6 protein-coding genes and 1 pseudogene are annotated in these 8,914 nt (G+C 68.0%); 3 read left to right on the forward strand and 4 right to left on the reverse strand.

The genetic code is table 11. The features are described from left to right. The 4 genes and pseudogenes from rimO to NFW05_RS16680 all read right to left on the reverse strand — a co-directional run. A pseudogene (gene rimO, locus NFW05_RS16665) lies at positions 1-484 on the reverse strand (30S ribosomal protein S12 methylthiotransferase RimO); the annotation flags it as partial. Positions 485-489: 5 nt separating this feature from the next. After that, a complete protein-coding gene (locus NFW05_RS16670) occupies positions 490-2,643 on the reverse strand; it encodes a molybdopterin cofactor-binding domain-containing protein (protein ID WP_295309594.1) in 2,154 nt (717 codons plus the stop codon). Beyond that, positions 2,640-3,125, reverse strand: coding sequence for a (2Fe-2S)-binding protein (locus NFW05_RS16675; protein ID WP_295309597.1), 486 nt, complete (start codon positions 3,123-3,125; stop codon positions 2,640-2,642). The genes NFW05_RS16670 and NFW05_RS16675 overlap by 4 nt, the downstream gene beginning before the upstream one ends. A gap of 165 nt (positions 3,126-3,290) precedes the next feature. Beyond that, complete coding sequence (locus NFW05_RS16680) at positions 3,291-5,243, reverse strand: malonate decarboxylase subunit alpha (RefSeq protein ID WP_295309600.1); 1,953 nt, start codon at positions 5,241-5,243, stop codon at positions 3,291-3,293. Positions 5,244-5,548: 305 nt separating this feature from the next. On the opposite strand from NFW05_RS16680, the gene NFW05_RS16685 reads away from it, so the two are divergent. The 3 genes from NFW05_RS16685 (at position 5,549) to NFW05_RS16695 (ending at position 8,401) form a co-directional block, all read left to right on the forward strand. Continuing rightward, on the forward strand, positions 5,549-6,625 hold the full coding sequence (locus NFW05_RS16685; RefSeq protein WP_295309603.1) for an alkene reductase: 1,077 nt from the start codon (positions 5,549-5,551) through the stop codon (positions 6,623-6,625). Positions 6,626-6,778: 153 nt separating this feature from the next. Further along, positions 6,779-7,801 carry an XdhC family protein gene (locus NFW05_RS16690; RefSeq protein ID WP_295309607.1) on the forward strand — a complete coding sequence of 341 codons (1,023 nt, stop codon included), beginning with the start codon at positions 6,779-6,781 and terminating at the stop codon, positions 7,799-7,801. Beyond that, positions 7,802-8,401, forward strand: coding sequence for a nucleotidyltransferase family protein (locus tag NFW05_RS16695; protein ID WP_295309605.1), 600 nt, complete (start codon positions 7,802-7,804; stop codon positions 8,399-8,401). Positions 8,402-8,914 lie beyond the last annotated feature (513 nt).

Below are 8,914 nucleotides of genomic sequence, written 5' to 3' on the forward strand. Positions count from 1 at the left end.
GCGGGCCGCGCAGCGACGGAATGATGCAGAAGGTGCAGCTGTGGTTGCAGCCCTCCGAAATCTTGAGGTATGCGAAGTGCTGCGGCGTCAGCCGGATCCCCTGCGGCGGAACGAGGCTGGTCAGCGGGTCGTGCGGCTGCGGCAGGTGCGCGTGAATATGCTCGAGCACCTCGCCGGCCGCGTGCGGGCCGGTCACCGCGAGCACCTCGGGGTGCGCCTCGCGGATGATCTCCTGCCGCGCGCCGAGGCAGCCGGTGACGATCACTTTTCCGTTCTCGGCAAGCGCCTCGCCGATCGCCTCGAGTGATTCCTCGACGGCCGCATCGACGAAGCCACAGGTATTGACGACGACCAGGTCGGCACCCTCGTACGACGGCGAGATCAGGTAGCCCTCGGCGCGCAGCCGGGTGAGGATCTGCTCCGAATCGACGAGAGCCTTCGGGCAACCGAGCGAGACGAAACCGACCTGAGGGACTCTGGCCATCGCCCTCAGACCCGCCGCAGATCGTGATCGCTCAGCGGCAGCGAGCGGATCCGCCTGCCGGTCGCCGCGAACAGCGCGTTGCACACCGCCGGCGCGAGCGGCAGGATCGCCGGCTCGCCGTGCCCACCCCAGAAGCCACCGGTCGGCGCGAGGACGACCTCGACGACGGGCATTTCCGAAATCCTCGGCAACCGGAAATCGTGGAAGTTGGTCTCGACGATGCGTCCGTTGCGCACGTTGTTCTGCTGGTAGAGGATGCTGCCGAGGCCGTAAACGACGTTGCTCTCGGCCTGCGCGCGGCAATTGTCGGGATTGACGACGTAGCCCGAGTCGATGGCCACGACGATGCGCCGAACCTTCGCGTTGCCCTCGGCGCCGACCGAGACCTCGGCGACCATCGCCGTGTAGCTGCCGAAGCCATCGGCGATCGCCACCCCCCGGTAAACCCCGGCGGGCAGCGGACTTCCCCAGCCGGCGGCCCGGGCCACGGCTTCGAGGACGAGCCGGTTCCGGTCTCCCGGCTCCAGCATCGCCAGACGATAGGCGACCGGATCGCGGCCCGCGGCGAGCGCAAGCTCGTCGATGAAGCTCTCGCGGTAGAAGCTGTTCTGCTGACCCGGCGCACGCCAGAAACCGACCGGCACGTGGCCGTTGCGCATCGCGTAGTCGACCTGCTGGTTGGCGACCGCGTAGGGCATGTCGCTGAAGCCGCGCACGGCCGTGAAATCGATGCCCTCCTTGCCGAGCGACCCGGGCATCAGCACCGTGAGGATCGACGGGCAGGCAATTCGCGTGTGCAGCGCGACGACCCTGCCCTGGGCATCGAGACCCGCCCGGAGACGGACGATGCTCGCCGGTCGATAGAAACCGTGCTGCATGTCTTCCTGGCGCGACCACATCAGCTTGACCGGCGTTCCGCGCAGCTCGCTGGCGATCGCCACGCCCTGGCGAACGAAATCCTGCGGGCCACCGCGCCGGCCGAAGCCACCGCCGAGCATCATCTTGTGCACCTCGACGCGCTCGAGCGGCAGGCCTGCTTCCTCGGCCGCGGCAGCCAGCGACGCTTCGCCGTTCTGCGTCGAGGTCCACACCTCGAGGAAACCGTCGCTCCTGAACCACGCCGTACAGGTCTGCGGCTCGAGCGTTGCGTGGTTCAGGTAAGGCGACCGGTACTCGGCCTCGACGATTCTTGCCGCCCCGGCCAGCGCGGCCGGCGCATCGCCAACCCGGCGCGCCTCGGGCAAGTTCCTTGCCGCAAGCCCTTCACCGAGCATCGCGGCGATCGTCTCGTTGTTCGCCTGCCCGTTGCCGCGATGATCCCAGTCGATTCTCAGCTTCTTGAGCGCCTCGTTGGCCCGCCACCAACTGTCGGCCACGACGGCGACGAAGCCCTCGCGCCGGATGACCTTCCTGACACCGCGCATCGCCTCGGCCGCCTGGCTGTCTACGTGGCGCAGCCGGCCACCGAACACCGGACACTGGGCGATCGACGCGTGGAGCATCCCCGGCAACGCGACATCGACGCCGAATACCGGCCTGCCCAGTACCTTGTCGGGAATGTCGAGCCGCTGCAGCGACTTGCCGGCTATCTTCCAGGCCGCCGGATCGCGCAGGCTGACCTCTTTCGGTGGCGCCAGCTTCGCTGCTTCGGCAGCCAGTTCACCGTAGCGCAGCATCCTCCCGGTCGGCCGGTGCGTGACCAGCCCGTTCGCCGCCGAGCATTCGGACGCCGACACCTGCCAGCGCGCGGCCGCCGCGCCGATCAGCATCTCGCGCGCGCTCGCCCCGGCGCGGCGCACGGTGTCCTGCGAAGAGCGCACGCCCATGCTGCCGCCCGTGGACATCGAACCCCAGACGCGATTCCGCCGGATGTGCTCGTTCGGCGAGGCAAACTCGGTGTCGACCTTCGCCCAGTCGCAATCGAGCTCTTCAGCGACGAGCTGGGCCAGCGCGGTCAGCGTGCCCTGTCCCATTTCCGAGCGTGCGATGCGGATCACGACCCGGTCGTCTGGGTGAATCACGATCCAGGCGTTGATCTCGCCGATGGGCGCACCCGGAAAGGCCCGTGCGACGCCGGGAAGGGAAAACTCGAGGGCCATTCCCCCGCCGATCGCGGCCGACACCCTGATGAACTCGCGCCGCGAAAGAACGATGCTCATCGGCTCTCCTCCGGCACCTTGCCGGCTGCTGCGGGAGGCGCTTCGGCGAGCGCGTGGATCGCCTTCCTGACCCGCGCGTAGGTCCCGCACCGACAGAGATTGGTCATCGTCCGGTCGATCTCCTCATCGCTCGGCCGCGGCACCTTGGCGAGAAGCGCCACCGCGGCGATGATCATCCCGGTCTGGCAGTAACCGCACTGCGGCACCTGATGATCGATCCACGCCTGCTGCACGCGATGCAGGCCATTCTCGGCCAGGCCTTCGATGGTCACCACCTTCCTGCCGATCGCCGCCGATACGGGCATCGTGCAGGAGCGTACCGCCTCGCCGTCGACGAGCACCGTGCACGACCCGCAGATGCCGACCCCGCAGCCGTACTTCGCACCCGAAAAACCGAGGTGGTCACGCAGGACCCAGAGCAACGGCATCTCGGGTTCGACATCGACGCTGTGGCGACGGGAATTGACGATCAGTTCAAGCATTCCTGACTTCCTGAGACTTGCACCAGCGGCGCACGGCGCCCCCCGCCACCACCCGGACGGCGCACTGATCCGCGCCGCCGGCAGGGGATCCTCGACGGCATTCTAGACGCTTGCGATTGCCGGTCAAGCCGTCGTCACCGTCGCGCAGCCGTTCTCCGGGGCGTCTCAACGAACGTCGCCGGCGTCGGCTCCGAGGGTGTTGAGGAAGGCCTGCGCTTCCTCGCGCCGTTCGAAGACGTGCGGGGCGATGCTCCGCTGCGAAAAAGCCTCGCCGAGCTTCGCGCGCAAGAAGGCGCTGGTCGCGTAGCGCGTGATCTGGCTGAAATAGTGGGCCAGGAAGTAGCGGTCCATCTCGGCGTAGGCGTCGTACATGTCCTGGCTGATCCGGAATCGGTCGTAGTTGATGATCACCCCGACGCGGCGACCGGCCGCGCGGCATCTCTCCTCGCAGATGTCCCAGATCGCCTGGACGTCGTCGCGCACGCGGACGTACATGCCCTCGAAATTGAGGAAGAGGATGTTGCGCTCCTGGTCGTAAGTCACCCGTTCGGGCATCGACAGGTTGAGGAGTTCCCTCTCGAGTCCCATCGGATCGGGATTGAAGATCCGCGGATCCATCGTCGCGTACTCGCCGATGATCGGCTCGAACTCCATCTGCGGCAGAATGTCCCGAGCGACGTCGATCCCCGGAGCGACCTCGATCAGCGCCAGCCCGCGCCGCATCCGACGGAAGACGCAGCGCTCGGTCACGTAGTACACGGGCTTGCCGCGATCGTAGGCGTACTGGCCGTTGAAGGTGATCTGCTCGAGCTGGCGGACGAACTTCTTCTGCCGGCCCTCTTCGACGATGCGCAGCTTGCCGTCCTCGACGGCAACCTTCAGGCCGTTGCCCGTGAAGGTGCCGACGAAGACCACCAGACGGGCGTTCTGGGTGATATTGATGAAACCGCCGGCACCGACCAGCCGACCCCCGAAGCGGCTCACATTGACGCTGCCCGACGCATCGCATTCGGCCATCCCGAGACAGGCCATGTCGAGTCCGCCACCGTCGTAGAAGTCGAACTGCTGGTTTTCGTCGATCACCGCGTCCATGTTGACGCCGGTACCAAAATTGCCACCGGTCGAGGGTATCCCGCCGATCAGCCCCGACTCGACGGTCAGCGTGAACAGATGCGAAATCCGCTCCTCGTGGACGACCGTCGCGACGCCCTCGGGCATTCCGACACCAAGGTTGATGATCCCGTTCGGCGGCAGCTCGAAGGCCGCGCGGCGGGCGATCAGCTTGCGCTCGCTGAGCGGCGTCGACACGACGCTCGCCGCCGGCACCCGGAACTCCCCGGCGTACGCCGGGCTGTACGGCGTTGCCAGCGTCTGCATGTGCTGCGCGGGTTCGGCGACGACGATGCAGTCGACGAGCATCCCGGGAATCTTCACCTGACGCGGCGGCAGGCAGCTGCGCTCGGCGATCCGTTCGACCTGGGCAATGACGATGCCGTTGCTGTTCTTGGCCGCCATGGCCATCGCCAGGTTGTTCAGCGTCAGCGCCTCGCGCTCCATGGTGATGTTCCCGAAGGTGTCGGCGGTCGTGCCGCGGATGAACGCGACGTCGACCTTGCCCACCCTGTAGAACAGCCACTCCTCACCCTCGACCTCGACGAGGCTGACGATGTCCTTGGTGGTGATCGCGTTGATCCGCCCACCGCCATAACGCGGGTCGACGAAGGTGTGCAGGCCGACCTTCGAGAAGGTTCCCGGCTTGCCGGCGGCAAGGTCGCGGAACAGCTGGCAGATGATCCCCTGCGGCAGGTTGTACGCCTGGATGCTGTTGTCGAGCGCGAGCTGGGCGACCTTCGGCATGCGCCCCCAGTGTCCGGCGACGACCCGCCGCAGCAGCCCGACGTGACCGAGATGATTGAGCCCGAGGCTCTTGCCGTCGCCCTGTCCGGCGGCGGCGAACAGCGCCAGGTTCCGGGGGCCGCCGGTGGCCAGGTGACGGCGCTCGAGCGCGGAGAGCAACGCCTCGGCAAAGCCGGTCTGGACGAAGCCGGTGCTGGCGAGGGTATCGCCGTCCCGAATCAGCGCAATCGCCTCATCGGCAGTCACGATCTTGCTGCGCATGGCGACAGCCTCAAGAAACGGGGGAAATCCGCAGATCAGCGGATAAGCATACGTCCCGCGCGAAGGCAGCGTCAAGCTCGCGCGGACGTGCTCAGTCGCCAGGGACAGCTTGCGCCTCCCGCGGCGCTGAACTCCCACACGGCGCGATGATCACCGTCCGCTCCGCGCGCGAGCAGCCAGCGCCCGGTCGACCTGTCTTCCCGCCCCGTTTGCGGGTATCCTTGAATGATTGCGGATTCAGCGCACCGCCGGGAACCGCCCAGCCGCGCACCGTTCGAATCTCCCACCCAAGCGAGAGGACCACCATGCTCTTCGAACCCTTCACCCTTGGCCCGACGCGCCTCGGCAACCGACTGGTCATGGCACCGATGACCCGCAGCCGCGCGGTGGAGCAGAACACGGCCAACGCGCTGATGGCCGAATACTATGGCCAGCGCGCGAGCGCCGGCCTGATCATCAGCGAGGGCACGTCGCCCTCACCGAACGGCCTGGGCTACCCACGCATCCCGGCGCTCTACTGCGACGACCATGTCCGGGGCTGGCGCCTGGTCACCGACGCCGTCCACCAGCGCGGTGGGCGGATCTTCGTCCAGCTGATGCACACCGGTCGCGTCGCGCACCAACTGAACCTGCCGGCCGGTGCCCGCGTACTCGGACCGACCGTCGAGACCTGCCCGGGCGAGATGTGGACCGACCAGTCGGGCCTGCAAGCGCACACGCCCCCGGCGGCGATGAGCGTCGCCGACATCGCCGCAGCGACCGGCGAGTTCGCCAGAGCCGCCACGCTGGCGATCGAGGCCGGGTTTGACGGCGTCGAACTGCACGCCGCCAATGGCTATCTGCTCGAGCAGTTCCTCAACGCCAACGTCAACACGCGGGAAGACGCCTACGGCGGCAGCGCGCAAGCCCGCAACCGGCTCGTGCTCGAAGTCGCCAGCGCAACGGCGACAGCGATCGGCGCGCAGCGCGTCGGAATCCGCGTCTCACCTTTTGGCGTGTTCAACGCCACCGGACCGTACCACGGGATCGAGGACCAGTATCTGGCCCTGGCCAGGGAACTCTCCTCGATCGGTCTCGTATACCTGCACCTCGTCGACCACTCGGCGATGGGAGCTCCGCCGGTGCCCGACGAGTTCAAGGCAAACTTGCGAGCGGCCTTCGCCGGCTGTTTCATCGCCAGCGGTGGTTTCGACCGTCCGGGCGCCGAAGAGGTCCTCCGCGAGCAGCGTGCCGACCTCGTCGCGTTCGGCCGTGCGTTCCTGGCCAATCCGGATCTCGTCGCCCGGCTCCGGGCCAACGCCGCGCTCAACGAGCCCGACGCGGGAAGCTTCTACACCCCTGGCGCCAAGGGCTACACCGACTACCCGACGATGAGCTGCTGAGCACCGCTCGACGGCCGGCAACGGCAGCGCCTTGGCGACGATCGCGGGAACCTGGCGGCATCCGCCCGGGATCCCGTCAGGCCGGGAGCCGCGCCAACAAGCCCATGCCTTCGCCGGAGAGAGCCGGTGATCTCTGAACCCGCAACCGCACCGATGGACAGCACCGATCGGCAGGTCCTCGCGGCGCTGACGCGCTGGAGCAGCAGCGGACACCGCGTTGCCCTGATCACCGTTGCGCGCACCTGGGGATCGGCACCGCGTCCCGCTGGCGCGTGGATGGCCCTGCGCGATGACGGGGTCGTCGCCGGCTCCGTTTCGGGCGGCTGCATCGAGGACGACCTGATCAGCCGGATGCGCGCTGGCGAGTTCGCCGGCGATCGTCCGCTGACCCTCGTCTACGGCGTCAGCAGGGCGCAGGCCGCGCGTTTCGGCTTGCCCTGCGGCGGAACGCTCGAACTGGTCATCGAGCCACGCCCGGACCTGTCTCTGCTCGCGCAGATCGAGCAGTCTGTCGCCGCGGGCCGACTCGTCGCGCGTACGCTCGAAGTCGCCAGCGGGCGCTGCAGCGTCGACGAAGCGACCCCGGACGAGGACACGCGCTGGGACGGCAAGCTGCTGCGCACCGTGCATGGGCCCGCGCGGCGCCTGCTGATAATCGGCGCCGGCGAGATTTCGCGCCACCTCGCCGAAATCGCCCAGGCCCTCGACTACTCGGTCAGCGTCTGCGATCCACGCCAGGAATACCGCGACCAGTGGGACCTGCCCCGCGCTCCGCTCGTCGAAGGCATGCCCGACGACGTCGTCGTGGCGATGCAGCCGGACCCGCACACGGCGATCGTCGCACTGACCCACGATCCGAAACTCGACGACCTCGCCCTGCTCGAGGCGCTCAATTCGCCAGCGTTCTACGTTGGCGCGCTCGGTTCGCGGCGCAACGACGCCGCGCGCCGCGAGCGGCTGCGCCAGCACTTCGACCTCGACGCCGCAGCGCTCGGACGCCTTCACGGACCGGTCGGCCTGCCGATCGGCAGCCGAACGGCAGCCGAGATCGCCGTCTCGATCATCGCCGAAATGGTCGCCGTGCGACACGGCATCGTGCTGCGCTCCTCCGCCGACCAGCGCGCGGAGGCCAGCCCGATGGCCGGTGGCGACGCCATGCTGTACCCCGGCGAGTGAATGATGCCCGCGCCGCCCGACGAGATCGTCGGCATCCTGCTTGCCGCGGGACGTTCGACGCGCTTTGGTGCCGACAAGCTCATCCATCCGCTCGGCGACGGAACTCCACTCGCCATCGCCTCGGCGAGTATCCTGTTGCCCACTTGCGACCGCGTGGTGAGCATGCTCCGGCCGGAGCAGATCGACCTCCGACGGATGCTCGACGACCTTGGCGTCGACACCCGTGTCGATCGGGCATGCGTGGAAGGCATGGGCAGCAGCCTCGCCTGCGCGGTCCGCGCCACCCCTTCGGCCAGCGGCTGGCTGATCGCGCTCGCCGACATGCCTTTCGTCCAGCACGGCACGGTCCGCTCCATCGTCACCGCGCTGCGCCACGGCGCCGAGCTCGCGGCCCCGATCTACCGTGGCCGCCGGGGTCACCCGGTCGGGTTCTCCCGGCGCTGGTACGCCGAACTCTGCGACCTGCACGACGATCGGGGACCCCGGCGGATCCTCGAACGACACACGGAACGAATCACGCGCGTCGCGGTGGATGATCCCGGGATCTACCGGGACATCGATACGCCGGGTGATCTGGCTTTCGCCTGCCGCACACCTTGATTCGGCCGATCGTCCGGCCGTCAATCGTTGCTCCACTGCTGCTGCGCCTCCGCCCAGCACCCGCGGCCATCGACTGACCCCGGGACAATCCAGCCAAGTCGTGCGCCGTGGCCATGCTGCGACGGCGAGCGCCGAGAATCGCGGCGCAGGCGTCACCGTTGGCAGTGTCCTTCCGATCCGGCGCCTGATGGTGGACTCCAACGCCCAGACGCCCTCCCCGATGTCGGTTTGCCCCTGGAAACGCCCTCCTGCACGACAAGCTGCGCATTTGCCCGTCGACGCTGCATGACGCCGGTACCAGATCGCCGGGCACGATTTCGCCCGGCCCGGTTGATCCCCGCGAGCACGGGGAACACCATCGCGACGGCACCGATTGCCACAAGGCGCGCGAGTTGGCCGAGCGCAAACTTGGCGAGATCAGAGAGAAGCTTGCCCTGCTGACCCAGATGGAAACCGCGGGGTCTATGTCGTTTCGTGTGGAAACGGCGTATGCGGAGGGGCATCGAGGGTACG

The organism is Accumulibacter sp. (assembly GCF_023806625.1).
Taxonomy (GTDB): Bacteria; Pseudomonadota; Gammaproteobacteria; order Burkholderiales; family Rhodocyclaceae; genus Accumulibacter.